Here is a 25,480-nt window from a genome sequence, read left to right on the forward strand (position 1 = left end):
TCAGACCCCGCCCGGGCGGCGCAGGCCCGACGGGAGCCGGGCCGTCACCACGTACTCCCCCGCCTCCGGGCGGGCCCGCAGCGTGCCGCCCATGCTCGTGACCCGTTCCTCCATGGAGACGAGCCCGGTGCCGGTCGACACGGGGGTCCGCTCCGGCGGGGCCTTCGGCAGCGGGTTGCGGACCTCCACGCGCAGGTCGGGCCCCGCGACGGTGATCAGGACCCGCACGGCGAGGCCCGGCGCGTGCTTGGCGGCGTTCGTGAGGCACTCCTGGACGACCCGGTGGACGGCCGCCTGCCGCAGCGGGGACAGCGCCTTGGCCTCCTCCGCGACCGCCAGTTCCACCGGGCTGCCCATGCGCTCGCTCTCCCGCGCGAGGGCCGCGAGGCCCTCCAGGCCGCCCGGCGCGGCCGCGTCCTCCCGGTCGGCGCGGCGGACGATCGTCTCGTTGAGCATGAGGTGGGCGCGCCGCGCGGTGTCCGCCAGCTCCTCGAAGTCCTTCTGGTGGGCCTCGCCCCTGGCCCGTACGGCGAGGACCTCGGCCCGCACGGCGAGGACGGTCAGCTCCCGGCCGACCAGGTCGTGGACGTCCCGGCCGACTTGGATGCGTTCCTCCTGGACGGCCTGCCGGGCGGCGGCCTCGCGGCGCTGCGCCTCCAGGGCGCGGACGAGGTCCTGCCGGTACGCGGCGATGCCGACGCCCGCCGCGAGGACGCCGATCGGCACGACCAGGCTCAGGAAGTCGCTCAGGGTGGCGCCGTGCCGCAGGGGCCAGCCGGGCGTGTGGAAGAGGGCGTAGGCGACGCCGACGTACAGCACGGTCGCGGCGACGGCGGGCCGCCGGCCCCGGTAGCGGCCGAGCGAGTACAGCGCGAACTGGATCATGGTCAGCTCGTGCAGCCAGCCCATCAGGACGAGCGCGACGACGTACGGGATCCACGGCAGCCTGCGCCGCAGCACCAGGGTGGCCGCTCCGGCGGCGAGGACCAGGGTGGCGGTGACCCCGGTCAGCGAGTTGTCGGCGCGGGCGAGGCCCGGCACGTCCAGGACCATCAGGGCGAAGGCGCTCAGCGCGGCGACGACGTCCAGGGCCCGGGGGGAGCCGGCCCACCGGTCCGCGCGACGGCGCAGCGCGGGGACGGCGGGGAGGCGGGGCATGCCTCCCATCATCCCGGGTCTCGCGTCCCGGCCCCACGGACCGCGGTCACCGGGCGTGTGACGTCACGCACGGCGTACGACGCACGGAGGGGCCCGGAACCGATCGGTTCCGGGCCCCTCCGTGCGTCGGGTCAGGCCTGCGGCAGGCGCTCCAGCTGCGCCTGGATGCGGGCGATGTCCTCGTCCGCCTTGGCGAGCCGGCCCTTGATCTTGTCCACGACGTTGTCGGGTGCCTTGGCCAGGAAGGCCTCGTTGCCGAGCTTGGCCTCGGCCTGGGCCTTCTCCTTCTCGGCGGCGGCGAGGTCCTTGGCGAGGCGCTTGCGCTCCGCGGCGACGTCGATCGTGCCCGACAGGTCGAGCGCGACCGTGGCGCCCGCGACCGGCAGGGAGGCGGTGGCGGCGAAGCCCTCGCCCTCCGGCTGGAGGCGCAGCAGCTGGCGGATGGCGGCCTCGTGCGGGGCGAGCGCGGTGCCGTCGAGCTCCAGGCGGGCCGGTACCTTCTGGCCGGGCTGGAGACCCTGGTCGGAGCGGAAGCGGCGGACCTCGGTGACGACCCGCTGGACCAGCTCGATCTCCTTTTCCGCGGCCTCGTCGCGGAAGCCGGAGTCGGTCGGCCACTCGGCGACGACGACCGACTCGCGGCCCGTCAGCGTGGTCCACAGGGTGTCCGTGACGAACGGGACGATCGGGTGGAGGAGTCGCAGGGTGACGTCGAGGACCTCGCCCAGGACGCGGGCCGAGACCTTGGCCTGCTCGCCGCCCTCGAAGAACGTGGTCTTGGACAGCTCGACGTACCAGTCGAAGACCTCGTCCCACGCGAAGTGGTAGAGCGCGTCGGCGAGCTTCGCGAACTGGTAGTCGTCGTAGTAGGCGTCCGCCTCGGCGACGACCTTGTTCAGGCGGGACAGGATCCACCGGTCGGTCGCCGACATGGAGGAGGCGTCCGGCAGGGGGCCCTCGACCGTCGCGCCGTTCATCATCGCGAAGCGGGTGGCGTTCCAGATCTTGTTGGCGAAGTTGCGGGACGCCTGGACCCAGTCCTCGCCGATCGGGACGTCGACACCGGGGTTGGCGCCCTTGGCCAGGGTGAAGCGCAGGGCGTCGGAGCCGTACTTGTCCATCCAGTCCAGCGGGTTGACCGTGTTTCCGAACGACTTCGACATCTTCTTGCCGAACTCGTCGCGGACCATGCCGTGGAACGCGATCGTGCGGAACGGCGGCTGGCCGTCCATCGCGTACAGGCCGAACATCATCATCCGGGCGACCCAGAAGAACATGAGGTCGTAGCCCGTGACCAGGACGGAGTTCGGGTAGAACTTCTCCAGGTCCGGGGTCTGTTCCGGCCAGCCGAGCGTGGAGAACGGCCACAGGCCGGACGAGAACCACGTGTCGAGGACGTCGGTGTCCTGCGTCCAGCCCTCACCGGTGGGCGCCTCGTCGTCGGGGCCGACGCAGACCAACTCGCCGTTCGGACCGTGCCAGACGGGGATGCGGTGGCCCCACCACAGCTGGCGCGAGATGCACCAGTCGTTGAGGTTGTCGACCCAGTCGAAGTAGCGCTGCGACATGTCGGCCGGGTGGATGGTGACGCGACCGTCGCGGACCGCGTCACCGGCGGCCTTGGCGAGGGTCTCGACCTTGACCCACCACTGCATCGAGAGGCGGGGCTCCAGCGTCGTCTTGCAGCGCGAGCAGTGGCCCACGGAGTGGACGTACGGGCGCTTCTCGGCGACGATCCGGCCCTCGGCGCGCAGGGCGGCGACGATCGCGGAGCGGGCCTCGAAGCGGTCCAGGCCCTGGAAGGGGCCGTGGGTGGTGATGACGCCGCGCTCGTCGAGGACCTCGATGGACTCGAGGTCGTGGCGCTGGCCGATGGCGAAGTCGTTCGGGTCGTGCGCCGGGGTCACCTTGACGGCGCCGGTGCCGAACTCCGGGTCCACGTGCGTGTCCGCGACGACCGGGATCGTACGGTCGGTCAGCGGCAGCTTGATCTGCTTGCCGATCAGGTGGGCGTAGCGCTCGTCGTCGGGGTGGACGGCGACGGCCGTGTCACCGAGCATCGTCTCGGCGCGGGTCGTGGCGACGACGATGGTGTCGTCACCCTCGCCGTACTTCATGGAGACGAGCTCGCCGTCGTCGTCCTGGTAGTCGACCTCGATGTCGGAGATGGCCGTCAGACAGCGCGGGCACCAGTTGATGATGCGCTCGGCGCGGTAGATCAGCCCGTCGTCGAACATCTTCTTGAAGACGGTCTGGACGGCCCGGGAGAGGCCCTCGTCCATGGTGAAGCGGTCCCGGCTCCAGGCCAGGCCCTCACCGAGGCGCCGCATCTGACCGGCGATCTGGCCGCCGGACTCGGCCTTCCACTCCCAGACGCGCTCGACGAAGGCCTCACGGCCCAGGTCGTGGCGGGACTTGCCCTCCTTGGCGAGCTCGCGCTCGACGACGTTCTGTGTGGCGATGCCGGCGTGGTCCATGCCCGGCTGCCACAGCGTCTCGAAGCCCTGCATGCGCTTGCGGCGGGTGAGGGCGTCGATGAGCGTGTGCTCGAAGGCGTGGCCCAGGTGGAGCGAGCCCGTGACGTTCGGGGGCGGGATCACGATGGTGTACGCCGGCTTCTCGCTCTTCGCGTCCGCCTCGAAGTACCCGCGCTCTACCCAGCGCTCGTACAGCGGCCCTTCTACCTCGGCCGGCGCGTACTGGGTCGGCAGTTCGGTGGGGGCTGCTGTCTGCTGCTGAGTGTTCTCGGTCACGGGCCCAGTTTAGGGGTGTCCCGGCCCTGCCCCGAAACGCTTTGGTTCGGTAACGGTGTGGCCCCCGCCGCACTCGGGGGACGACGTTTCCGCGAGGATGTCGACTACGCATAAACATCCTGTGAGGGGAACCTGTCGATGAGCTACAACCAGCCGGGCCCGTACGGCGGCCAGCCGCCGCAGCAGCCGGGTCCCTACGGCCAGCCGGGACCGTACGGCCAGCAGCCGCAGCAGCCCGGTCCGTACGGCGCGCAGCCCGGCTACGGCTACCCCCAGCAGGCCCCGCAGGGCGTCCCGCCGCAGCAGCCGCCCTACGGCTACCCGCAGCAGCCCCCGCAGCCCGGCCCCTACGGCCAGCAGCCCCCGTACGGCGCCCCACAGGGCCCCGGCGGCTACGTCCCGCACCCTCCGGCCCCGAAGAAGTCCAAGGCGGGCTGGATCGTCGGCGCGGTCGCGGTGGTGGCGGCGCTCGGCGTGGGGGCGTACTTCGTCCTGGGCGGCGGGGGCGGGAACGGCGCCGTGGCCGACGACACCAAGGGGTACAAGATCACCCCGGCGGCGACGATCGGCGAGTACAAGAAGGAGGGCGGCGACCGGAGCGCTCCGATGAACGCGGAGCAGAAGGCCAACGCCACCGCCATGGGCATCTCCAGCCCCCAGATGGTCGCGGCCTCCTACAAGGTGGGCAGCGGCGCGACCGCCAAGAACATGAGCCTGAACGGCATGTGGGGCGAGATCGCGGACCCGGAGAAGGCGGTCGACACCGGCTTCGCCAACTACGAGAAGGACCAGGCCGCCACGATGGAGGGCATGAAGATCACGCCCGTCGGCAGCCCGGAGACCAAGACGCCCGCGGGCTTCGAGGGCGCGCTGATGAAGTGCCAGAACATCAAGTTCGAGAACACGTCGTCCGAGACCACCCCGGGAGTCCCGAAGGAGTTCCAGGTGCCCACCTGCATCTGGGGTGACTACAGCACCCTGGGCGTCGTCAACGCGATCGACCCGGTGGCGATGGCGACCGGCGGCTCCGGCTTCACCCTGGACCAGGTCGCCGACCTGGCCGCCCAGCACTACAAGGCCTCGCGCAGCAAGGCGTGACCGTACGAAGGGGGCGCCCCACCGGATCGGTGGGGCGCCCCCTTCGTCGTGTCGTCGGGTCGTCGTGTCGTCAGGCCGACTTCTCGTGGCGACCGTCGTTCTTCACGATCCGCGGGACCAGGGTCGGGTTCACGTTGTCGCGGACGACGTCCGCCGTGATGACCACGCGGGCCACGTCCTTGCGGGACGGGACCTCGTACATGACCGACTGGAGGACCTCCTCCATGATGGCGCGCAGGCCGCGTGCGCCGGTGCCGCGGAGGATGGCCTGGTCGGCGATGGCCTCCAGGGCCGGGCGGTCGAAGTCCAGCTCCACGCCGTCGAGTTCGAAGAGGCGCTGGTACTGCTTGACCAGGGCGTTGCGCGGCTCGACGAGGATCTTCAGGAGCGCCTCGCGGTCCAGGTTGTGGACCGAGGTGATCACGGGGAGGCGGCCGATGAACTCCGGGATCATCCCGAACTTCACCAGGTCCTCCGGCATGACCTCCTGGAACTGGTCGCTCGCCTCGATCTCGCGCTTGGAGCGGATGGTCGCCCCGAAGCCGATGCCCTTGGCGCCCGCACGCGACTCGATGATCTTCTCCAGGCCGGCGAAGGCGCCGCCCACGATGAAGAGCACGTTCGTCGTGTCGATCTGGATGAACTCCTGGTGCGGGTGCTTCCGGCCGCCCTGCGGCGGTACGGAGGCCGTGGTGCCCTCCAGGATCTTCAGGAGGGCCTGCTGCACACCCTCGCCGGAGACGTCCCGCGTGATCGACGGGTTTTCGCTCTTACGGGCGACCTTGTCGATCTCGTCGATGTAGATGATCCCGGTCTCGGCCTTCTTGACGTCGTAGTCGGCGGCCTGGATCAGCTTGAGGAGGATGTTCTCGACGTCCTCGCCGACGTAGCCGGCCTCCGTGAGCGCCGTCGCGTCGGCGATGGCGAACGGGACGTTGAGCATGCGGGCCAGCGTCTGCGCGAGGAGCGTCTTGCCGGAGCCCGTGGGGCCGAGCAGCAGAATGTTGGACTTCGCCAGTTCGATGGCGTCGTCACGGCCCTGCGCGCCGCCGTTCTCGCCGGCCTGGACGCGCTTGTAGTGGTTGTACACCGCGACCGAGAGGGCCTTCTTCGCGGGCTCCTGCCCGACGACGTACCCCTCGAGGAACTCGTAGATCTCGCGGGGCTTGGGGAGTTCCTCCCACCGCACCTCGCTCGTCTCGGCGAGTTCTTCCTCGATGATCTCGTTGCAGAGGTCGATGCACTCGTCGCAGATGTACACACCGGGTCCCGCGATGAGCTTCTTCACCTGCTTCTGGCTCTTTCCGCAGAACGAGCACTTGAGCAGGTCGCCGCCATCACCGATGCGTGCCACGAGGTGCTTCCCCTATCGCCTGGGAGCCGCATGGTTCAGCGACTCCTGGTGCCTCATATTCGACGGTACCTTGCCGGGCCCCCCGTTCGGGCCCCCCTTGGCGTGGTTGGCATGGTCGCGATTCGGCCACGCCAACCACGGCGAGGGAAGGTCGAGCGTCAGGCTGCCGCGGCGGCCGTGCTCTTGCGGGTCGAGACGATCTGGTCGACCAGGCCGTACGCGAGGGCGTCCTCGGCGGTCAGGATCTTGTCGCGCTCGATGTCGTCGCGGATCTTCTCGATCGGCGTCGAGGAGTGCTTGGCCAGCATCTCCTCCAGCTGGCTGCGCATGCGCAGGATCTCGTTGGCCGCGATCTCCAGGTCGGAGAGCTGCTCGCGGCCGGTGCCGCCGGAGGGCTGGTGGATCAGCACGCGGGCGTTCGGCAGGGCCATCCGCTTGCCGGGGGTGCCGGCGGCGAGCAGCACGGCCGCGGCGGAGGCCGCCTGGCCCATGCAGACCGTCTGGATGTCGGGCTTCACGAACTGCATCGTGTCGTAGATCGCCGTCAGCGCGGTGAAGGAGCCGCCGGGGCTGTTGATGTAGATCGAGATGTCGCGGTCGGGGTCCATCGACTCCAGGCACAGCAGCTGCGCCATGACGTCGTTGGCGGAGGCGTCGTCGATCTGCACGCCGAGGAAGATCACGCGCTCCTCGAAGAGCTTCGCGTACGGGTCGTACTCGCGGATACCCTGCGAGGTGCGCTCGACGAAGCGGGGGACGACGTAGCGGTTGTCCATCGGCGCGCCGGTGTAGAGGCCGCTCGGGGAGAGGTTGTTCTGCATCTGGGTGTTCACCGTCCTGGTGGCGTTCGGTGGGCTGGGGCTCGTGAGCGGGTTGACGGGGCTCAGGCTCCCGTGCCGCCGCCGCCCGGAACGCCCGCGGCGTGCGTGATGATGTCGTCGATGAGGCCGTAGTCCTTGGCCTCCTGCGCGGTGAACCAGCGGTCGCGGTCGCCGTCGCGGATGATCGTCTCGACGGTCTGGCCGGAGTGGAGCGCGGTGATCTCGGCCATGCGCTTCTTGGTGCGCAGGAGGTACTCGGCCTGGATCTTGATGTCCGAGGCGGTGCCGCCGATGCCGGCGGAGCCCTGGTGCATCAGGACGTCGGTGTTCGGCAGCGCGAAGCGCTTGCCGGAGGTGCCGCCGGTGAGCAGGAACTGGCCCATGGAGGCCGCCATGCCCATGCCGATGGTGACGACGTCGTTCGGGATGTACTGCATGGTGTCGTAGATCGCCATGCCGGCCGTCACCGAGCCACCGGGGCTGTTGATGTAGAGGTAGATGTCCTTGTCCGGGTCGGCGGCCAGGAGGAGCATCTGCGCGGTGATCTTGTTGGCGATCTCGTCGTCGACCTGCTGGCCGAGGAAGATGATGCGCTCGCCGAGCAGCCGGTTGTAGACATGGTCGCCGAGGCCGCCACCGATGGACGGCTCACCCGCGGCGTAAGGCTTCAGATTCGTCACGTATCCACCTGCTCGTCTCCGACGGCCCCCGGGCCGTCTCAGCGTCTCGTTCAGAGGGCAGTGCCCTCGTATTCATGGACCCTAACGCGCAGGTCGGACAAGACCATCCCGCTTCCCCAACTGTTCGCTGGGAGCGCAAGGTAGTTGGGGGCGCGTGAACGGGTCACGAGGGGGTCCTCGTACGTCCACGGGCCCGGCAGCACACGTGGTGCGTCCGGGCCCGTGGCGGGGGTTCAGCGCGGGGCGCGGGGGCCTCGCGGTGAGCCTTACTTCTCCTCGGAGACCTCGGCCTCGCCGGTGGCGGCCTCGGCGGCCTCGGCCTGCTCCTCGTCCTCGTCGTCGGAGAGGTCGACGACCTCGCCCTTGGTGTCGACGACCTTGGCGGCCTCGACGACGACCGCGAGGGCCTTGCCGCGGGCGACCTCGCCGACGAGCATCGGCACCTGGCCGCCCTGGGCGACGGCCTGGGCGAACTGGTCGGGGCTCATGCCGGAGGAGGCGGCGCGGCGGAACAGGTGCTCGGTGAGCTCCTCGCGGGAGACGTCGAGCTTCTCCTTGTTGACGAGCTCATCGAGGATGAACTGCGTCTTGATGCCCTTCTCGGCCTGCTCCTTGGTCTCGGCCAGGAACTCCTCCTCGGTCTTGCCCTGGATCTCCAGGTACTTGTCGAGGGTGAGGCCCATCTGGCCGAGCTGGTGGTGCTCCAGGTTGTGCTTGCGGGTGTTGATCTCGTCCTCGAGGAGCTTCTCGGGCATCGGGACCTCGACCAGCTTGAGGAGCTCGTCGAGGACGCGCTCCTGGGCCTGGGTGGCCTGGTCGAACTGCTTCATGTTCTCGAGGCGCTTGCGGCTGTCGGCCTTGAGCTCGTCGAGGGTGTCGAACTCCGACGCCATCTGCGCGAACTCGTCGTCGAGCTCGGGGAGCTCGCGGGCGGCGACGGCGGTGACCTTGACGGTGACCTCGGCGTCCTTGCCCTCGGCGGAGCCGCCCTTCAGCTGCGAGGTGAAGGTGGCCTCGCCGCCGGCCTCGAGGCCCTTGACGGCCTCGTCGATGCCGTCGAGCAGCTCGCCCGAGCCGATGGTGTACGAGACGCCCTCGGCGACACCGTCGGGCAGGACCTCGCCGTCGACCTTGGCCTCGAGGTCGATGGTGACGACGTCGCCGTCCTGGGCGGCGCGCTCGACCGGGGAGGTCGAGGCGAAGCGCTCGCGGAGCTGCTCCACGGACTTCTCGACGTCCTCGTCGGTGACCTCGACGGCGTCGACGGTGACCTCGATGCCGGAGTAGTCCGGGATCTCGAGGGCCGGGCGCACGTCCACCTCGGCGGTGAAGGCCAGCACCTCGCCGTCCTTCAGCTCGGTGATGTCGACCTCGGGCTGGCCCAGGGGGTTGACCTCGGCCTCGTTCACGGCCTCGGTGTAGAACTTCGGGAGCGCGTCGTTGACGGCCTCCTCCAGCACGGCGCCGCGGCCGAACCGCTGGTCGATGACGCGCGCGGGGATCTTGCCCTTGCGGAAGCCCTTGACCGTGACCTGCTGGTTGATCTTCTTGTACGCCGCGTCGAGGCTGTCCTTGAGCTCCTCGAAGGGCACCTCGACAGTGAGCCGAACCCGGGTCGGGTTCAGGGTCTCCACGGCGCTCTTCACGGTTCGGTCTCCTTGTGGCTGATTCCTGGATGCTGCCGGTGCCGCACGAGGCGGTTCCGGCCGATCGGCCCGGTCAGAGAGACACACGGGCACGCAGCTTGCATAGTAACCGCAAGCGGGAGGGGGGCCACAACGCGATCAAGAAGTGCCGGTCAGGAGGCGTGATCGACATGGTCGGGGTGGCGGGATTTGAACCCACGGCCTTCCGCTCCCAAAGCGGACGCGCTACCAAGCTGCGCCACACCCCGTCGGTGCGACACGTAGGGTACATGGACGGAGACCCTGCGACGCCCCCTCTTTTTCGGGGTGTGCACGGACCGCTCCGGACCCGCTACGATGCTGTCCGTGCCGCGGTCGGATGCCTCCGGCGCGCGTCTGTGCGGGCGTAGCTCAATGGTAGAGCCCTAGTCTTCCAAACTAGCTACGCGGGTTCGATTCCCGTCGCCCGCTCTCCATACGGTTCGGGCCCGGTTCCTCGTCGAGGGACCGGGCCCGAGTCGTACGTTCAGAACTTTATGGACCCGACGGTCTGCGTGATGGAGTCCAGGAAGCGCTGGATGTCGTCGGCCATGCCGGTGGACGCGAGGAAGAAGCCGAAGAGGACGGCGACGACGGCCGGGCCGCCCTTGAGGTTCCCCCCGCGGATCAGCACCACCAGGATGATCGCCAACAGCAACACCACAGACAGTGAAATGGCCACAACTGATCACACCCTCGGTCGGTCCCGCCTTGCCCGCCGGGGAGCGCGCACCTGAACACACCCCCCGCTGCCTCCATCGTGCCACCAACCCCCTTGCCCTCGCTGGCCCGTGACGAATCGTGGGACGCCGCGGGGGCGGGGCGGGGGTGACGGGAGGGGCGGAGAGAGAAAGCGCACAGGCGCACAACCCTGCGCCTTTTGCCCAGTTTCGTAGGCCCTGACCGAAGTGCGGACGCACCAATCAGCCCCGTTTTGACCGCTCTTGTCTTCCGGGAAGTCGCGGGTTTGCAGACAGCCGGCACACAGCTAGCGTCACGGCAATGTCGTCCCTGACCTCACCCGGAATCGCCCCCGCGCCCCGGTACGCGGTGGTGGCCGAAACGGTTCCCGCCGCGGTGCCCGCACCGCGGGCCGGTGGCCGTGACCCGTACTTCGACAACGCGAAGTACCTGGCCATCCTGCTCGTCGCCGTCGGGCACATCCTGCCGGTGGTGGTCGAGGGGAGCCGGACGACCCGGGCCCTGTACATGTTCGTGTACGCGTTCCACATGCCGCTGTTCATCCTGGTCTCCGGCCACCTCTCGCGGAGCTACACCGGCCGGCCCGACCAGCTGCGGCGGCTCCTGACCGGCGTCGCCCTGCCGTACGTCGTCTTCGAGGCCGCGTACACGCTGCTCATCCGCCTCGGGCCGCAGCCGGACCGGCCGCTGAGCCTGCTCCACCCCTCGTACCTGATGTGGTTCCTGCCGGCGCTCTTCATCTGGCGGGTGACCGCGCCCTTCTGGTCCGTGGTGCGGTGGCCGGTGGCCGTCTCGCTGGTCGTCGCGGGGCTCGCCTCGGTGACGCCCGACCTGAACGGGCCGCTGGGCCTCCAGCGGGTCCTGCAGTTCCTGCCGTTCTTCGTGATCGGCCTGCGCATGCGGCCCGAGCACTTCCGGTTCCTGCGGCGGCGGCCGGTGCGGGCCCTGGCGGCCCTGGTCCTCGGCCTGGCCGTGCCGTTCACCTACTGGGCGACGTACCGGATCGACATGGACTGGTTCTACCGGACGCTGAGCGCGCAGGAGATGGGCTCGCCCTGGTGGGGGCCCGGGCTCGTGCGGGTCGGCGCCCTGTTCGTCGCGACCCTGGTCCTGACCGCCGCCTTCCTCGCGCTCGTGCCGGGCCGCCGGCGCTGGTTCACGGCGCTCGGCGCGGGGACGATCTGCGGCTACCTCCTGCACGGCCTGCTGATCCGGACCGGCCAGTACTCCGGGTTCTTCGACCAGTACCCTTCGCTCGGCACGCCGGTGGGACGGGTCGCGCTCACGCTGGCGATGCTGGCCGCGATGACGCTGCTGTGCACCCCCGTCGTCCGGCGGGTCATGAAGCCGGTGACGGAGCCCGAGATGGCCTGGGCGTTCAGGCGGGGCGGGAGATCAGGAGCAGCGCCCGGTCGTCGTTGACGTCCTTGGCGACGGCCTCGATCAGGTGCCAGGCGACGCCCTCGAAGCCCTCGGCGACGCAGCGCTCTGCCTCGCCCGTGAGGCGGTCGATGCCCTCGGCGATGTCCCGGTCGGCGGCCTCGACGAGGCCGTCGGTGAAGAGCATCAGGACGTCGCCGGACCGCAGGGAGCCCTTGACCGGGTGGAACTCGGCCCCGTCGTAGACGCCGAGGAGCGGGCCGTCGGCGGCCTTCTCCTCCCACCGGCCGGTGCCCGCGTGGAGCTGGAGGGCGGGCAGGTGCCCGGCCGAGAACAGCTCGTAGTCGCCGGACTCCAGGTCGAGGACGAGGTGGATGGAGGTGGCGAAGCCCTCGTCCCAGTCCTGCCGGAGCAGGTAGCCGTTGGCGGCGGGCAGGAAGCCGTGCGGCGGGAGCGAGCCGAGGAGCCCGCCGAAGGCGCCGGAGAGGAGCAGGGAGCGGGAGGCCGCGTCCATGCCCTTGCCGGAGACGTCGGTGAGGACGATCTCCAGGGTGCGGCCGCCGTGGGTGCGGGCCGCGACGACGAAGTCGCCGGAGAAGGACTGGCCGCCGGCCGGGCGCAGCGCCATCTCGCGGTGCCAGCCCTGCGGGAGGCGGGGCAGGGCGCTCTGCACCCGGATCCGCTCGCGCAGGTCGAAGAGCATGGTGCCGCCGCGCCGCCAGGGCACGCCGACCCGGGCCCGGAACTGGGCGATGAGCAGCCCGAAGAGGCCGCAGGCCGCGACGGTCAGGACGGTGCCGGGGGTGACCCTCGCGGGGCCCTGGGTGTAGGGGCCGAGGACGAAGGACTCGACGATGAGCGCGCCCGCGGCCGCGGCGTACAGGCCGAGGAGGCTGGCGGGGCGCAGCAGCACCCCGCCCGCGACGATCGGCAGGACGAGCGCGGCGGGCGCGCACCACACGGGCTGGAGCACCGTGCCGCAGGCGATGGCCGGGACGGCGAGGAGGAGTCCGGCGAAGGCGAGCCGGTCGGAGCCGTCGCCGCGGAAGTAGTCGACGCCGGTTCTGCGCAGCGCGGTGCGGGCCCGGCGGGCGCGCCTGCGCAGCCGGGCCGCGTACGTGTTCACTCCCGCGCGCTGTCCCATTGGGCTGTGACCTTATCCACCCGCCCGGGGATCGCGCAGGGGTACCCCGGTGACAAGGTGCGTGAAATCGGGTCGCCCCGGACGCATCGCGCTGATATCGATGGCATATGACGACTGAGCTGCGAGTTCTCGACCCGACCGACTGGGACCGCTGGTTCGACGTGCTGGAGCTCGCCTTCGGCGGGGTGCCGGAGCCGCCGGAGTCACGGGCGCTGTGGCGGGAGCTGACGGAGCCGGAGCGTTCGATCGGCGCCTGGGACGGGGACCTGTGCGTGGGGACGACCGGCGCGTTCTCGTTCCGGCTCTCGGTGCCGGGCGGCGCGCTGGTGCCGGCGGCCGGGGTGACGATGGTGAGCGTGGCGGGGACGCACCGGCGGCGCGGGATCCTGACCTCGATGATGCGGCGGCAGCTGGACGACGTGCGGGCCGCGGGCGAGCCGCTGGCGGTGCTGACGGCCTCGGAGCCGGTGATCTACGGGCGGTTCGGGTACGGCGCCGGGTCGTGGTCGGCGTACGCGACGATCGACACGACCCGGGTGCGGCCGACGGTGCCGGAGGGCACGGACGAGGTGACGCTGCGGCAGGCCGACCTGACGGAGTCGTCGGCGGTCTGCGAGGAGGTCTACGCCCGTCTGGTGCCGGGGCGGCCCGGGATGCTCGCCCGGCGGCCGGGCTGGGAGAAGCTGCCGCTGCTGGACCCGGAGGCCGAGCGCGACGGGGCGTCGCGGCGGCTCTGCGTGCTCGCGGAGCGGGACGGCGAGGTGGTGGGCTTCGCGCAGTACGCGGTCAAGCCGGAGTGGTCGTACGCGGGGGCCGAGGGCGTGGTGCGGGTGCACCAGCTGCTGGGGCTCGACCCGGCGGCGGAGGCGGCGCTGTGGCGGTTCGTGTGCGCGGTGGACCTGACGTCGAAGGTGCGGATCGGGAGCAGTCCGGTGGACGCGGCCTGGTGGCACCTGGTGTCGGACGTACGGCGGTGCGAGGCGACGGTGCGGGAGGCGCTGTTCGTCCGGCTGGTGGAGGTGGGCGCGGCGCTGGAGGCGCGGACGTACCAGGCTCCGGTGGACGTGGTGTTCGAGGTCGAGGACGCGTTCTGCCCGTGGAACGAGGGGCGGTGGCGGCTGACGGGGGACGCGAAGGGGGCGACCTGCGTGCGGACGGCCGATCCCGTGGACCTGGCGCTGTCCGTACGGGAGTTGGGGTCGGCGTATCTGGGCGGGACGTCGCTGGTGGCGCTGGCCGCGGCGGGACGGGTGACCGAGCTGCGGGAGGGCGCGCTCGCGGAGGCGTCGGTGGCCTTCGGGTCGCCGGTCGCGCCCTGGCTGCCGCACGGTTTCTAGCGGGGCGTGGGCGGTCGCCCGACGCGCCCGGCGGTCGTCGCGGTCGTGCGCGGCCCGCCGGGCGTCAGCGGGTCTGGCAGGTGGGGCACCAGAAGAGGTTGCGGGAGGCGAGGTCCGCCGTGCGGATGGGGGTCGCGCAGACGTGGCACGGGAGGTTCGCGCGGCGGTAGGCGTAGACCTCGCCGCCGTGGTCGTCGACGCGCGGCGGGCGGCCCATCGCCTCGGGGGTGTGTTCGGGGCGGACCGTGTCGATGCGGTTGGCGCGGACGCCGTCGCGCATCAACGCCGCGAGGTCGGTCCAGATCGCGTCCCACTCCGCCGCCGTGAGGTCCTTGCCCGCGCGGTACGGGTCGATGCCGTGACGGAAGAGGACCTCGGCCCGGTAGACGTTGCCGACGCCCGCGACGACCTTCTGGTCCATGAGCAGGGCCGCGATGGTGCTCCGGGACTTCGAGATGCGGCGCCAGGCCCGGTCGGGGTCGTCGCCGTCGCGGAGGGGGTCGGGGCCGAGGCGGTCGTGTATCGCGCGCTTCTCCGCCTCGGTGACGGCCGCGCAGGTGGTGGGGCCGCGGAGGTCGACGTACGCGTCGGGGTTGGCGAGCCGGAGCCGGACCGTGTCGGTGGGCGGGGGCGCCGGGGCGGGGCCGAAGGTCACCTTGCCGAAGAGGCCGAGGTGGATGTGGACCCACTCCCTCTCCCCGAAGGAGAGGAACAGGTGCTTGCCGTGGGCGTCCACGCCGTCGAGGACGGCGCCGTCCAGGAGGGCCGCCGAGGCGGCGAACCGGCCCTGGGGGCTGGAGACGCGCACGGGCCGGCCGCCGAACCGTTCGAGGTGGTCGGCGGCCAGCCGGTGGATGGTGTGCCCCTCGGGCATCAGGCGGTGGGCTCCTGCGGGTGGTGCGCCGGGATCGGGGGGAGCTCGCCGGTGGTCTCGTACGCGGTGAGCATGTCGATGCGGCGCGTGTGGCGCTCGTCGCCGGAGTACGGGGTGTTCAGGAAGATCTCGACGAACTTGGTCGCCTCTTCCCGGGTGTGCATGCGGCCGCCGACGGAGATGACGTTGGCGTTGTTGTGCTCGCGGCCGAGGGCGGCGGTCTGCTCGCTCCAGGCGAGGGCGGCGCGCACCCCCTTCACCTTGTTGGCGGCGATCTGCTCGCCGTTGCCGGAACCGCCGATGACGATGCCGAGGCTGTCCGGGTCCGCGGCCGTCTTCTCGGCGGCCCGCAGGCAGAACGGCGGGTAGTCGTCGAGGGCGTCGTAGATGTGGGGGCCGCAGTCGACGGGCTCGTGGCCGTGGGCGGTGAGCCACTCGACGAGGTGGTTCTTGAGTTCGTAGCCGGCGTGGTCGGAACCGATGTAGACGCGCATGGCTCCGAGTGTGGCACGTCAGGGCCGGGGTAACCGTCAGCGGGGTCGGGACCTTCGGCCCTGTCTGGTCCGGACCTTATGCCCTGAATCACGATCCGGAATCAGCCCTTCCATACTCCCCGGTCACCGGGTTTCATGTCTCCGGCTCGCGATCCGAGCCGACCCCCACACATGAGGACGCGTCCATGAACACGCAACCGACCCTGACGAAGGACGGCGAGGGAACCGGCACCACCGGCGCCCCGAACTCCCCCGACGGCCTGAAGGCCGGGCTCAAGAACCGCCACCTGTCGATGATCGCCATCGGCGGTGTCATCGGCGCGGGCCTCTTCGTCGGCTCCGGTTCCGGCATCGCCGCCGCGGGCCCGGCGATCCTGCTCTCGTACGCCCTCGTCGGCGCGATGGTCGTCTTCGTGATGCGGATGCTCGGCGAGATGGCCGCCGCCCGGCCCTCCTCCGGCTCCTTCTCCGCCTACGCCGACCGCGCGCTCGGCCGCTGGGCCGGTTTCACCATCGGCTGGCTGTACTGGTTCTTCTGGGTCGTCGTCCTCGCCGTCGAGGCGACCGCCGGAGCCAAGATCCTGGAGAGCTGGATCCCGGCCGTCCCGCAGTGGGGCTGGGCGCTGATCGTGATGGTGGTGCTCACCGCCACGAACCTGGCGTCGGTCTCGTCGTACGGCGAGTTCGAGTTCTGGTTCGCGGGGATCAAGGTCGTGGCCATCGCCGCCTTCGTGGCCGTCGGCCTCCTCGCGGTCTTCGGCGTGCTGCCGGGATCGGACAACCCGGGGGCCGGGTTCGCGCACCTCACCGACACCGGGGGCTTCTTCCCGATGGGCGCGGGCGCGATCCTCACCGGCGTCCTGATGGTCGTCTTCTCCTTCATGGGCTCCGAGATCGTCACCCTGGCCGCCGGTGAGTCCGAGGACCCGCAGCGGGCCGTCACCAAGGCGACCAACAGCGTGATCTGGCGGATCGGCGTCTTCTACCTGGGCTCGATCTTCGTCGTCCTGACGCTGCTGCCGTGGAACGACAAGTCGATCGTCGACAAGGGCTCGTACGTCGCGGCCCTCGACTCCATCGGCATCCCGCACGCCGGCCAGGTCATGAACGTGATCGTGCTGACCGCCGTCCTGTCCTGCCTGAACTCGGGCCTCTACACCGCCTCCCGCATGGCCTTCTCGCTCGGTCAGCGCGGGGACGCGCCGAAGGCCTTCGCGAAGGTCAACCAGCGGGGCGTGCCGACGGCCGCGATCCTCGGCTCGGTCGTCTTCGGCTTCGTCGCGGTCTTCTTCAACTACAAGTGGCCGGACACCGTCTTCGCCTTCCTGCTGAACTCCTCCGGCGCGGTGGCCCTCTTCGTCTGGCTGGTCATCTGCGTGACCCAGCTGCGCATGCGCGGGATCATCCTGCGCGAGTCGCCGGAGAAGCTGGTCGTGCGGATGTGGCTCTTCCCGTACCTGACCTGGGCGACGATCGGCATGATCGTCTTCGTCCTCGGCTACATGATCTACGACGGCGGCAGCGCCCGGGAGCAGGTCGTGCTCTCGCTGCTCGTGGCCGCGCTCGTGCTCGTGGTCGCGGTGGTCCGCGACCGGTTCGCGAAGGCCATCCGGCCGTAGTCGCCCCGGCCCGCCCCCGCCGCGCGGACGGCGGGCACCGACGACGGGCGCGTACGACGAAGGGCCCGCCACTCCCCCGGAGTGGCGGGCCCTTCCGCGTGCGGGCCGTCGCCGGACGGCTACTTCCGGCCGATCAGCTTCCAGGCGGTGGGCAGGGCGCCCATGGCGAGGGCGGCCTTGAGGGCGTCGCCGACGAGGAAGGGGGTGAGGCCGAGGGCGACGGCCTTGCCGAAGCCCATGCCGGTGGCGAGGGCCAGGTAGGGCACGCCGACCGCGTAGATGATCGCGGAGCCGAGGGCCATCGCGCCGGCGGTGCGCAGGACCGAGCGGTCGGCGCCGCGGCGGGCGAGGGCACCGACGACGGTGGCGGCGAGGAGCATGCCGAGGATGTAGCCGAAGGTGGGCATCGCGAAGCCCGAGGAGCCCTCGGCGAACCACGGCACGCCCGCCATGCCCGCCACCGCGTACAGGGCGAGGGAGAGGAAGCCGCGGCGGGCGCCGAGCGCGGTGCCGACGAGCAGGGCGGCGAAGGTCTGGCCGGAGACCGGGACCGGGGAGCCGGGGACCGGGACGGAGAGCTGTGCGGCGAGGCCGGTGAGGGCGGCGCCGCCGACGACCAGGGCGATGTCGCGGGCGCGGCTCGCGGGGAGCAGGTCGGCGAGGACGGTGCCCGGACGGAGGGTACGGGCGGGGACGGCGGCGGTGCTCATCGGGGTACTCCGCGGGGTGAGGGTGGGGTCCCCGCACGCCCGCAGGGCCATGGGGGGAGGGACGTGTCGACGCTATGTCAGGGGTGAACGCCCGATCACCGTCAGCGGTCCACAAAGCGGGAGCCGAGCGTTTCATGAGGTTCCGACAAAGGGCGCCGGGATGGGGACGGATGGGCGTGCCGCCACGTGACCCTTGTCACTGGCGGCTCGCCGAAAGACGCCCCTTTTGCGCAGAGCGCGGTCCAGCGGAGAGACTGTGGGGTCTCCATAAAGTGCCCCGAGTCACGAGAGCGCGAGTCCCCCACCATGCGCGACGCCCCGCCGTCCCCCCTGCTCACCGAACCCGAGCCGCTCTCGCACGGCCTGAAGCAGCGTCATCTGACGATGCTGGGCCTGGGCGGGGTGATCGGTGCCGGGCTCTTCGTCGGTTCGGGCGCGGGCATCGCGGTCGCCGGGCCGGGGATCGTCCTGTCGTACCTGATCGCGGGCGCGCTCGCGATGCTGGTGATGCGGATGCTGGGCGAGATGTCGGCGGCGATGCCGGCGTCGGGGGCGTTCTCGGTGCACGCGGAGCGGGCGCTCGGCCGCTGGGCGGGGTTCTCGGTGGGCTGGCTGTACTGGTTCCTGCTCGTCGTCGTCCTCGCCGTGGAGGCGACGGGCGCGGCGCGGATCGCGCACGGCTGGCTGCCGGACGTCCCGCAGTGGGGCTGGGTCCTCGTCTTCATGGTGGTGTTCACGGCGGCCAACCTGGCGGCGGTGAAGAACTTCGGCGAGTTCGAGTTCTGGTTCGCGGCGCTGAAGGTCGGCGCGATCGTGCTGTTCCTGGTCCTGGGGGCGCTCGCGATCGTCGGCTGGCTGCCGGACACGGACCCGGTGGGCCTGGCGAACCTGACGGGGCAGGGCGGTTTCCTGCCGAACGGCTGGGAGGGCGTGGTCTCCGGGGTGCTCGCGGTGGTGTTCGCCTTCGGCGGCCTGGAGGTGGTGACGATCGCGGCGGCCGAGTCGGACGACCCGGCGCGGAACGTGGCGCGGGCGGTGCGCAGCGCGGTCTGGCGGATCCTGCTCTTCTACGTGGGGTCGATGCTGGTGATCGTGACGCTGCTGCCGTGGACGGCGATGCGGCCGGGCGAGTCGCCGTACGTCGCGGTCCTGGACGCGCTCGGGGTGCCGGGCGCCGGGCAGATCATGAACGTGGTGGTGTTCGTGGCGCTGCTGTCGGCGCTCAACGCCAACCTGTACGGCTCCTCCCGGATGGTGTTCTCGCTCGCCGAGCGCGGGGAGGCGCCGAAGGGGCTGCTGAGGGTGTCGGGCGGCGGGGTGCCCCGGCGGGCGGTGCTGGCCTCGGTGGCGTTCGGCTTCGTCTCCGTCCTGCTCAATCTGAAGTGGCCGGATTCCGTCTTCCTCTACATGCTCAACGCGGTGGGCGCGGTGCTGCTCTTCGTGTGGGCCCTGATCGCGGTGTCGCAGCTGCGGCTGCGGCGCCGGATCGAGCGGGAGGCGCCGGAGACGCTGACGCTTCGGATGTGGGGCTTCCCGTGGCTGACCTGGCTGGCGCTCGCCGCGATGGCGGGGGTGCTCGTCCTGATGCTGTACGACGACGGGGCGCGGCCGCAGGTGCTGTGGTCGGGGGCGGCGACGGCGGCGGTGCTGCTGGTCGCGTGGGTCCGGGAGCTGCGGGCGCCCTCCACGAAACGGAACTGAATCTTCACCTTGTGTGAACCCGGTGACCGTATAGCGGACACCCGTTCCCTGTGAGCGGTGCGGGCCCACAGACTGTGGGCTCCCTCCCCGTCTCAGCTACTGAACAGGGTTCGCCCATGTCTCGGACCACCGCGCCCGCGCCGGCCGACCGCAAGGACGGCGCGACCGCCCCCGCCGAGGGCCTGTCCCACGGCCTCAAGCAGCGTCATCTCTCCATGATCGCCCTCGGTGGCGTCATCGGTGCCGGGCTCTTCGTCGGCTCCGGCGCCGGCATCGCCGCCGCGGGGCCCTCGATCGTGCTCGCGTACGCGATCTCCGGCGTGCTCGTCATGCTCGTGATGCGCATGCTCGGCGAGATGTCGGCGGCGAACCCCGCCTCCGGCTCGTTCTCCGTGCACGCGGAGCGCGCGTTCGGCCCGTGGGCCGGGTTCACCGCCGGCTGGGCCTTCTGGTTCCTGCTCTGCGTGGCCGTCGGTCTGGAGGCCATCGGCGCGGCGAAGATCATGACGGGCTGGTTCCCCGGCAGCCCGGAGTGGGCCTGGGTCGCGCTGTTCATGCTGGTCTTCTGCGCCACCAACCTGGCGGAGGTGAAGAACTTCGGCGAGTTCGAGTTCTGGTTCGCGGCGCTGAAGGTCGGCGCGATCGTCCTCTTCCTGGGCATCGGCGTCCTCGCGATCGTCGGCGCGCTGCCCGGCACGGACGCGCCCGGCACGGCCAACCTCACCGGGGACGGCGGCTTCTTCCCGCACGGCTCCGAGGGCCTGATCGTCGGACTGCTCGCCTCGGTCTTCGCCTACGGCGGTCTGGAGACCGTCACCATCGCGGCGGCCGAGTCCGAGCACCCGGTGCAGGGCGTCGCCAAGGCGGTCCGTACGGCGATGTGGCGCATCGCGCTCTTCTACATCGGCTCCATGGCGGTCATCGTCACCCTCGTCCCGTGGGACGACAAGGCGGTCGTCGAGAAGGGCCCGTACGTCGCGACCCTCGACCACCTGGGCATCCCGGCGGCCGGCCAGATCATGAACGTGGTCGTGCTCGTCGCCCTGCTCTCCGCGATGAACGCCAACATCTACGGCGCCTCCCGCATGGCGGGCTCGCTCGTCTCGCGCGGCCAGGGCCCGAAGGCGCTCGGCAGGCTGTACGGCGGGGTGCCGCGGCCCGCGGTGCTGGTCTCCTCGGTGGTCGGCTTCGGCTGCGTGCTGCTGAGCTACTGGTCCCCGGACAAGGCCTTCACCTGGCTGCTGAACACGATCGGCGCGATCATCCTGGTCGTCTGGTTCTTCATCGCCGCCTCCCAGCTGGTGCTGCGGCGCCGCACCGAGCGCGAGGCGCCCGAGAAGCTGGTCGTGCGGATGTGGGCGTTCCCGGTGCTGACGTGGGTGGCGCTGGCCGGCATGGCCGCCGTCTTCTTCCTGATGGCCCGTGAGGAGGGGACGCGCGTGCAGCTGTACTCGACGGGCGGACTGACGCTGGTCCTCGCCGCGATCGGTTTCGTCCGCCAGAAGCTGGCGGCGGACCGCGCCGCCTGAGCCGCTCCCCGCGGGAAGCCCCTCCCCCGTACGCCGCAACCCCCGGACCACCACTCGGTCCGGGGGTTTCGCTCTGTCCTGCCCCGGGGGTTCGCCGTGTCGGGCCCCGGTCCCAGGTCCCCGGGCTGATCAACTTCTCCGCATCTACTGTTAGCCTGCACTTGCACATAGGTTGCAATAAGCGATCGAGAGGCCGGGGCACATGGCGATCTACACCCTTCCGGAGCTGCCGTACGACTACGCGGCGCTGGAGCCGGTGATCAATCCGGAGATCATCGAGCTGCACCACGACAAGCACCACGCCGCCTACGTCAAGGGCGCGAACGACACCCTGGAGCAGCTGGCGGAGGCCCGCGACAAGGAGCAGTGGGGCGCGATCACCGGCCTGGAGAAGAACCTGGCGTTCCACCTCTCCGGGCACATCCTCCACTCCATCTACTGGAACAACATGAACAGCCCGAAGGACGGGGGCGGCGGCGAGCCGCTGGCCGCCGACGGCGTCGGTGAGCTCGCGGACGCGATCACCGAGTCCTTCGGCTCCTTCGCCGGGTTCAAGGCCCAGCTGACCAAGGCCTCCGCGACCACCCAGGGCTCCGGCTGGGGCGTCCTCGCGTACGAGCCGATCAGCGGCCGGCTCATCGTCGAGCAGGTCTACGACCACCAGGGCAACGTCGGCCAGGGCTCCGTCCCGATCCTGGTCTTCGACGCCTGGGAGCACGCCTTCTACCTCCAGTACAAGAACCAGAAGGTCGACTTCATCGAGGCGATGTGGCAGGTCGTCAACTGGCAGGACGTGCACCGGCGCTACCAGGCCGCGCGGACGAGCGTCCCGCTGATCTCGTTCTGACCGGCACCCCCGAAGCGCCCCGCTCGTGATCGTCTTCTCACCCTTCACGGAGCGGGCGGACAGGAGGACGGCCCCCGCGACGACGTGAGTCGCGGGGGCCGTCCGCCATGAGGGCCGGGGCCAGGGCGGGTCCCGGGCGAGGGGTGGCTACTCGAAGCTCGGCGCCGCCGTCCGGGTCCGCTTGATCTCGTAGAAGCCCGGCGTCGACGCCACCAGCAGCGTGCCGTCCCACAGCCGCGCCGCCGCCTCGCCGCGCGGGGTCGGGGTCACGACCGGGCCGAAGAACGCGACCTCGTCCCCGTCCGGGCCGGGCACCGCGATGACCGGGGTGCCGACGTCCTGGCCGACCTTGTCTATGCCCTCCTTGTGGGAGGCGCGCAGCTCGGCGTCGTACGTGTCCTTGTCGGCGTACTCGACCAGGTCCTCCGGCAGGCCGGCGTCGGCCAGCGCGCCAACGATCGCCTCGCGCGTCGGGCCCTCGCCGTTGTTGTGGAAACGGGTGCCGAGGGCCGTGTAGAGCTTGCCGACGACCTCGTCGCCGTGCAGCTGCTGGGCGGCGATCACCACCCGCACCGGGCCCCAGGCCTTGGTCTCCAGCATCTCCCGGTACTCCTCCGGGAGCTCGTCGATGCGGTTCTCGTTCAGCACGGCCAGGCTCATGACCTTCCAGGTCACGTCCACCGGGCGCACCTTCTCCACCTCCAGCATCCAGCGGGAGGTCATCCAGGCCCACGGGCACAGGGGGTCGAAGAAGAACTCGGCGGTGGTCCTGCTCTCGGACATGTCACTCCTCGGTCGGGACATCGGGACGTCGTGCGCCGAAGAAGCAGAACGCCTCGGCCACGCGGCGGCATTCCCGTGCGCGGTGCGGCGGTGCCCCGTGGGAGGATCGGGTCTGTTTCGAACACGCCACGAAGGAGTGACCGTGCCCGGTGAGAACCTGTCCCGAGAAGAGGCCCACGAGCGGGCCTCGCTGCTGACCGTCGACGCGTACGAGATCTCCCTCGACCTGCGCTCGGCGGTGGGCGACTCCGACGAGGCGGTGCGGACCTTCCGCTCGCTGACGACGATCCGGTTCCGCCGTACGGGTACGGGCACGTCCACCTTCGTCGACCTGGTCGCCCCCGCGGTCGACGCGGTCACCCTCAACGGCCGCTCCCTGGACCCGGCGGCCGTGTTCGACGGCGCCCGGATCACGCTCGACGACCTCGCCGACGACAACGTGCTCGTGGTCGACGCGCGGTGCGCCTACAGCCGCACCGGCGAGGGCATGCACCGCTTCGTCGACCCGGAGGACGGCGAGGTCTACCTCTACACGCAGTACGAGCCGGCCGACGCCCGGCGGGTCTTCGCCAATTTCGAGCAGCCGGACCTCAAGGCGCCGTACCGCTTCGACGTGACGGCGCCCGAGGGCTGGACGGTCTGGTCGAACGGGGCGGGCGAGCAGGACGCCGAGGGCGTGTGGCGGTTCGCGGAGACGAAGCCGATCTCCACGTACATCACGTGCGTCGTCGCCGGCCCGTACCACTACGTCACGGACACCTACACCCGCGGCGACCTCGTCATCCCGCTGGGCGCGATGTGCCGCAAGGGGCTCGCGAAGCACTTCGACGCGGACGACGTCTTCCTGATCACCAAGCAGGGCCTCGACTTCTTCCACGACACCTTCGACTACCCGTACCCCTTCGGGAAGTACGACCAGGCCTTCGTCCCCGAGTACAACCTCGGCGCGATGGAGAACCCGGGCATGGTCACCTTCACCGAGGAGTACATCTACCGCGGCAAGGTGACGCAGGCGGCGTACGAGCGCCGGGCCAACGTCGTCCTCCACGAGATGGCCCACATGTGGTTCGGCGACCTCGTCACCATGGTCTGGTGGGACGACCTGTGGCTGAAGGAGTCGTACGCCGACTTCATGGGCGCCTTCTCGCTGGCCGAGGCCACCCGTTTCACCCACAGCTGGGTGACCTTCGCCAACAACCGCAAGGCCTGGGCCTACCGGGCCGACCAGCTGCCCTCCACCCACCCGATCACGGCCGACATCCGTGACCTGGAGGACGCCAAGCTGAACTTCGACGGCATCACCTACGCCAAGGGCGCCTCCGTCCTGAAGCAGCTCGTCGCGTACGTGGGCCGGGACGCCTTCCTGGAGGGCGCGCGGATCTACTTCAAGCGCCACGCCTACGGCAACACGCGCCTCGCCGACCTGCTCGCCGTCCTGGAGGAGACCTCCGGCCGGGACATGAAAGCCTGGGCCGCCTCCTGGCTGCAGACCTCCGGCGTCAACACGCTCACTCCCGCCGTGACCTACGACGCGGAGGGCCGGATCACCGAGCTCGCCGTCGTCCAGGAGGGCGAGCGGCCGCGCCCGCACCGGGTCGCCGTGGGCCTCTACCGGCTGTCCGGCGGGGAGCTCGTGCGGTACGCGCGCGCCGAGCTGGACGTGACCGGCGCCCGGACGGTCGTCGCCGACCTCACCGGCGCCGAGCGGCCCGACCTGGTCCTCGTCAACGACGACGACCTCACCTACTGCAAGGTCCGCTTCGACGAGGGCTCCCTGGCGACCCTGCGCGCCCACCTCGGCGACATCACCGACCCGCTGGCCCGCGCGCTGTGCTGGTCGGCGCTGTGGAACCTGACCCGCGACGGCCTGATGCCGGCCCGGGACTTCGTCGCCGTCGCCCTCGCCCACGCGGGCCGCGAGACCGAGATCGGCGTGCTCCAGATGGTGCACGCCTGGGCGCAGTCGGCCGTCAGGCACTACGCGGCGGCCGCGTGGCGCGAGGAGGGCGGGCGGCTGCTCGCCGAGGGCGGCCTGCGGGAGCTGCGTCTCGCCGAGCCGGGCAGCGAGCACCAGCTCACCTGGGCGCGGTTCTTCGCGGCGACGGCCTCGACGGACGCCGACTTCCAGCTCCTGGGCGGGCTGCTCGACGGTACGGCGAAGATCGACGGCCTCGACGTCGACCAGGAGCTGCGCTGGGCGCTGCTGACGCCGCTCGCCTCGCACGGCCTGGCCGACGAGGCGCGGATCGACGAGGAGCTGGCCCGGGACGACACGGCGACGGGCAAGCGGCACCACGTGCGGCTGCTCGCCTCCCGGCCCTCGGCGGCGGTCAAGGCCCAGGCCTGGGCGCAGGTCGTGGAGTCCGACACCCTGTCGAACGCGCTGGTGGGCGCGACGATCGCGGGCTTCGTGCAGTCCTCGCAGCGCGAGCTGATCGCCCCGTACGCGGAGAAGTACTTCGCGGCGATCGAGCGGGTGTGGGCCGAGCGGTCGATCCAGATCGGCATGGACGTGGTCCGCGGCCTGTTCCCGGGGCTCCAGGACCGGGAGGAGACGCTGGCCGCGACGGACGCGTGGCTCGCCGAACACGCCTCGGCGGCGCCCGCGCTGCGCCGCCTGGTCGTCGAGTCCCGTGACGACCTGGCGCGGGCGCTGCGGGCGCAGGCCTGCGACGGGCTGGCCGACTAGTCGGTTCCCCGGGGTGGCGGCCCGCACGGGCCGCCACCCGGACGGGGAGCCAACCCGACGGGGGCCAACCGGACGGGGCGTCTTCATCGGCAGTCGAACGCGCGTACTTGAGGGCGAAGTTGTCCCGGTTCGTCGACGTGCGT

20 protein-coding genes and 2 tRNA genes are annotated in these 25,480 nt (G+C 71.0%); 9 read left to right on the forward strand and 13 right to left on the reverse strand.

What is annotated here, in order from left to right; translation table 11 throughout:
• Both ACWDVG_RS01110 and ACWDVG_RS01115 read right to left on the reverse strand, forming a co-directional pair.
• Entirely contained in the window at positions 1-1,158 is a 1,158-nt protein-coding gene (locus ACWDVG_RS01110; protein WP_451694907.1) for a sensor histidine kinase, read from the reverse strand.
• 131 nt (positions 1,159-1,289) lie between these two features.
• Positions 1,290-3,911, reverse strand: a complete 2,622-nt coding sequence (locus ACWDVG_RS01115) for a valine--tRNA ligase (RefSeq protein ID WP_451694909.1) — start codon at positions 3,909-3,911, stop codon at positions 1,290-1,292.
• A 138-nt stretch (positions 3,912-4,049) separates the two neighbouring features.
• Between ACWDVG_RS01115 and ACWDVG_RS01120 the strand changes: the two genes are divergently transcribed.
• The gene (locus ACWDVG_RS01120; RefSeq protein ID WP_451694910.1) at positions 4,050-5,009 is read left to right on the forward strand and encodes a hypothetical protein; all 960 of its coding nucleotides are present in this window, start codon (positions 4,050-4,052) and stop codon (positions 5,007-5,009) included.
• Between the two features lie 70 nt (positions 5,010-5,079).
• Here the strand turns inward: ACWDVG_RS01120 and clpX are convergent, their stop codons facing one another.
• The 5 genes from clpX to ACWDVG_RS01145 form a co-directional block, all read right to left on the reverse strand.
• Positions 5,080-6,363, reverse strand: coding sequence for an ATP-dependent Clp protease ATP-binding subunit ClpX (gene clpX, locus ACWDVG_RS01125; RefSeq protein ID WP_128980430.1), 1,284 nt, complete (start codon positions 6,361-6,363; stop codon positions 5,080-5,082).
• 158 nt (positions 6,364-6,521) lie between these two features.
• Positions 6,522-7,184: an ATP-dependent Clp protease proteolytic subunit gene (locus tag ACWDVG_RS01130; RefSeq protein ID WP_451695104.1), complete on the reverse strand. Its 663-nt coding sequence runs from the start codon at positions 7,182-7,184 to the stop codon at positions 6,522-6,524.
• A 62-nt stretch (positions 7,185-7,246) separates the two neighbouring features.
• The gene (locus ACWDVG_RS01135) at positions 7,247-7,864 is read right to left on the reverse strand and encodes an ATP-dependent Clp protease proteolytic subunit (RefSeq protein ID WP_451694912.1); all 618 of its coding nucleotides are present in this window, start codon (positions 7,862-7,864) and stop codon (positions 7,247-7,249) included.
• A 266-nt stretch (positions 7,865-8,130) separates the two neighbouring features.
• Entirely contained in the window at positions 8,131-9,510 is a 1,380-nt protein-coding gene (gene tig, locus ACWDVG_RS01140) for a trigger factor (RefSeq protein WP_451694913.1), read from the reverse strand.
• 171 nt (positions 9,511-9,681) lie between these two features.
• Positions 9,682-9,758 (reverse strand) — tRNA-Pro (locus ACWDVG_RS01145).
• Between the two features lie 131 nt (positions 9,759-9,889).
• On the opposite strand from ACWDVG_RS01145, the gene ACWDVG_RS01150 reads away from it, so the two are divergent.
• Positions 9,890-9,960: transfer RNA gene (locus ACWDVG_RS01150), tRNA-Gly, on the forward strand.
• A 55-nt stretch (positions 9,961-10,015) separates the two neighbouring features.
• Here the strand turns inward: ACWDVG_RS01150 and ACWDVG_RS01155 are convergent.
• Positions 10,016-10,210 (reverse strand): hypothetical protein, encoded by a 195-nt coding sequence (locus tag ACWDVG_RS01155; RefSeq protein WP_030684996.1) that lies wholly within the window; start codon positions 10,208-10,210, stop codon positions 10,016-10,018.
• A gap of 320 nt (positions 10,211-10,530) precedes the next feature.
• Between ACWDVG_RS01155 and ACWDVG_RS01160 the strand changes: the two genes are divergently transcribed.
• A complete protein-coding gene (locus tag ACWDVG_RS01160) occupies positions 10,531-11,652 on the forward strand; it encodes an acyltransferase family protein (RefSeq protein ID WP_451694915.1) in 1,122 nt (373 codons plus the stop codon).
• On the opposite strand, the gene ACWDVG_RS01165 is transcribed toward ACWDVG_RS01160, so the two are convergent.
• A complete protein-coding gene (locus ACWDVG_RS01165) occupies positions 11,609-12,754 on the reverse strand; it encodes a PP2C family protein-serine/threonine phosphatase (RefSeq protein WP_451694917.1) in 1,146 nt (381 codons plus the stop codon). The two genes, ACWDVG_RS01160 and ACWDVG_RS01165, sit on opposite strands and share 44 nt — an antisense overlap.
• 107 nt (positions 12,755-12,861) lie before the next feature.
• On the opposite strand from ACWDVG_RS01165, the gene ACWDVG_RS01170 reads away from it, so the two are divergent.
• A complete protein-coding gene (locus ACWDVG_RS01170) occupies positions 12,862-14,091 on the forward strand; it encodes a GNAT family N-acetyltransferase (RefSeq protein WP_451694918.1) in 1,230 nt (409 codons plus the stop codon).
• Between the two features lie 64 nt (positions 14,092-14,155).
• On the opposite strand, the gene ACWDVG_RS01175 is transcribed toward ACWDVG_RS01170, so the two are convergent.
• Positions 14,156-14,965, reverse strand: coding sequence for an Fpg/Nei family DNA glycosylase (locus tag ACWDVG_RS01175; protein ID WP_451694920.1), 810 nt, complete (start codon positions 14,963-14,965; stop codon positions 14,156-14,158).
• A complete protein-coding gene (locus ACWDVG_RS01180) occupies positions 14,965-15,459 on the reverse strand; it encodes a ribose-5-phosphate isomerase (protein WP_451694922.1) in 495 nt (164 codons plus the stop codon). Before ACWDVG_RS01180 ends, ACWDVG_RS01175 begins: the two co-directional genes overlap by 1 nt.
• A gap of 185 nt (positions 15,460-15,644) precedes the next feature.
• On the opposite strand from ACWDVG_RS01180, the gene ACWDVG_RS01185 reads away from it, so the two are divergent.
• On the forward strand, positions 15,645-17,078 hold the full coding sequence (locus tag ACWDVG_RS01185) for an amino acid permease (protein WP_451694923.1): 1,434 nt from the start codon (positions 15,645-15,647) through the stop codon (positions 17,076-17,078).
• Between the two features lie 119 nt (positions 17,079-17,197).
• Here the strand turns inward: ACWDVG_RS01185 and ACWDVG_RS01190 are convergent, their stop codons facing one another.
• Complete coding sequence (locus tag ACWDVG_RS01190) at positions 17,198-17,788, reverse strand: biotin transporter BioY (RefSeq protein ID WP_451694925.1); 591 nt, start codon at positions 17,786-17,788, stop codon at positions 17,198-17,200.
• Between the two features lie 306 nt (positions 17,789-18,094).
• Here ACWDVG_RS01190 and ACWDVG_RS01195 point away from each other — a divergent pair, with 306 nt between their 5' ends.
• The 3 genes from ACWDVG_RS01195 (at position 18,095) to ACWDVG_RS01205 (ending at position 21,865) form a co-directional block, all read left to right on the forward strand.
• Positions 18,095-19,489 (forward strand): amino acid permease, encoded by a 1,395-nt coding sequence (locus ACWDVG_RS01195; RefSeq protein ID WP_451694927.1) that lies wholly within the window; start codon positions 18,095-18,097, stop codon positions 19,487-19,489.
• A gap of 116 nt (positions 19,490-19,605) precedes the next feature.
• Positions 19,606-21,018: an amino acid permease gene (locus tag ACWDVG_RS01200; protein ID WP_451694929.1), complete on the forward strand. Its 1,413-nt coding sequence runs from the start codon at positions 19,606-19,608 to the stop codon at positions 21,016-21,018.
• A 202-nt stretch (positions 21,019-21,220) separates the two neighbouring features.
• A complete protein-coding gene (locus ACWDVG_RS01205; protein WP_451694931.1) occupies positions 21,221-21,865 on the forward strand; it encodes a superoxide dismutase in 645 nt (214 codons plus the stop codon).
• Positions 21,866-22,012: 147 nt separating this feature from the next.
• On the opposite strand, the gene ACWDVG_RS01210 is transcribed toward ACWDVG_RS01205, so the two are convergent.
• On the reverse strand, positions 22,013-22,648 hold the full coding sequence (locus ACWDVG_RS01210; RefSeq protein ID WP_451694933.1) for a mycothiol-dependent nitroreductase Rv2466c family protein: 636 nt from the start codon (positions 22,646-22,648) through the stop codon (positions 22,013-22,015).
• Between the two features lie 142 nt (positions 22,649-22,790).
• On the opposite strand from ACWDVG_RS01210, the gene pepN reads away from it, so the two are divergent.
• Positions 22,791-25,337, forward strand: coding sequence for an aminopeptidase N (gene pepN / locus ACWDVG_RS01215; protein ID WP_451694935.1), 2,547 nt, complete (start codon positions 22,791-22,793; stop codon positions 25,335-25,337).
• Positions 25,338-25,480: the final 143 nt, after the last annotated feature.

Source organism: Streptomyces sp. NPDC003327, assembly GCF_053589515.1.

What these genes read in the sequence shown, in the direction of transcription:
- ACWDVG_RS01110 (WP_451694907.1), bottom strand. Translation starts at nt 1,158, where the DNA reads ATGCCCCGCCTCCCCGCCGTCCCCGCGCTGCGCCGTCGCGCGGACCGG.
- ACWDVG_RS01120 (WP_451694910.1), top strand. Translation starts at nt 4,050, where the DNA reads ATGAGCTACAACCAGCCGGGCCCGTACGGCGGCCAGCCGCCGCAGCAG.
- ACWDVG_RS01130 (WP_451695104.1), bottom strand. Translation starts at nt 7,184, where the DNA reads ATGCAGAACAACCTCTCCCCGAGCGGCCTCTACACCGGCGCGCCGATG.
- ACWDVG_RS01160 (WP_451694915.1), top strand. Translation starts at nt 10,531, where the DNA reads ATGTCGTCCCTGACCTCACCCGGAATCGCCCCCGCGCCCCGGTACGCG.
- ACWDVG_RS01165 (WP_451694917.1), bottom strand. Translation starts at nt 12,754, where the DNA reads ATGGGACAGCGCGCGGGAGTGAACACGTACGCGGCCCGGCTGCGCAGG.
- ACWDVG_RS01170 (WP_451694918.1), top strand. Translation starts at nt 12,862, where the DNA reads ATGACGACTGAGCTGCGAGTTCTCGACCCGACCGACTGGGACCGCTGG.
- ACWDVG_RS01175 (WP_451694920.1), bottom strand. Translation starts at nt 14,965, where the DNA reads ATGCCCGAGGGGCACACCATCCACCGGCTGGCCGCCGACCACCTCGAA.
- ACWDVG_RS01180 (WP_451694922.1), bottom strand. Translation starts at nt 15,459, where the DNA reads ATGCGCGTCTACATCGGTTCCGACCACGCCGGCTACGAACTCAAGAAC.
- ACWDVG_RS01185 (WP_451694923.1), top strand. Translation starts at nt 15,645, where the DNA reads ATGAACACGCAACCGACCCTGACGAAGGACGGCGAGGGAACCGGCACC.
- ACWDVG_RS01190 (WP_451694925.1), bottom strand. Translation starts at nt 17,788, where the DNA reads ATGAGCACCGCCGCCGTCCCCGCCCGTACCCTCCGTCCGGGCACCGTC.
- ACWDVG_RS01195 (WP_451694927.1), top strand. Translation starts at nt 18,095, where the DNA reads ATGCGCGACGCCCCGCCGTCCCCCCTGCTCACCGAACCCGAGCCGCTC.
- ACWDVG_RS01200 (WP_451694929.1), top strand. Translation starts at nt 19,606, where the DNA reads ATGTCTCGGACCACCGCGCCCGCGCCGGCCGACCGCAAGGACGGCGCG.
- ACWDVG_RS01205 (WP_451694931.1), top strand. Translation starts at nt 21,221, where the DNA reads ATGGCGATCTACACCCTTCCGGAGCTGCCGTACGACTACGCGGCGCTG.
- ACWDVG_RS01210 (WP_451694933.1), bottom strand. Translation starts at nt 22,648, where the DNA reads ATGTCCGAGAGCAGGACCACCGCCGAGTTCTTCTTCGACCCCCTGTGC.